At 60.8% G+C, this 566-nt stretch carries 1 protein-coding gene; it reads right to left on the reverse strand.

Features of this window, described 5'->3' with window-relative positions:
* The coding region (locus QWZ03_RS20400; protein ID WP_290334451.1) for a GTP-binding protein at nt 1-566 on the reverse strand (566 nt) is incomplete at both ends.

The raw sequence follows: 566 nt of genomic DNA on the forward strand, positions 1-566 counted from the left end.
AGACGGAAGATGGCGGGTTCGCCGATTTCCGATTGGTCGCCTTCCAGGGCCTTCAGTGCCGAACCCTTGATGATGGGCAGGTCGTCACCAGGGAAGTCGTACTTGCTCAGGAGTTCACGGACTTCCATTTCGACCAGCTCGAGCAGCTCGGCGTCGTCAACCATGTCGGCCTTGTTCATGAACACGATGATGTAAGGCACGCCAACCTGACGGGCCAGCAGGATGTGCTCGCGGGTCTGCGGCATGGGGCCGTCAGCCGAGGACACCACCAGGATAGCGCCGTCCATCTGGGCTGCACCGGTGATCATGTTCTTGACGTAGTCGGCGTGGCCGGGGCAGTCAACGTGAGCGTAGTGGCGGTTTTCGGTTTCGTACTCGACGTGCGCGGTGTTGATGGTGATACCGCGGGCCTTTTCTTCAGGCGCGCTGTCGATCTGGTCGTAGCCCTTGGCTTCGCCGCCGAACTTCTTCGACAGGATCGTGGTGATCGCGGCGGTCAGCGTGGTCTTGCCGTGGTCAACGTGACCGATGGTGCCAACGTTTACGTGCGGCTTAGTCCGCTCGAA

This window comes from Chitinimonas viridis, assembly GCF_030409555.1.
GTDB classification, from domain to species: Bacteria; Pseudomonadota; Gammaproteobacteria; order Burkholderiales; family Chitinimonadaceae; genus Chitinimonas; species Chitinimonas viridis.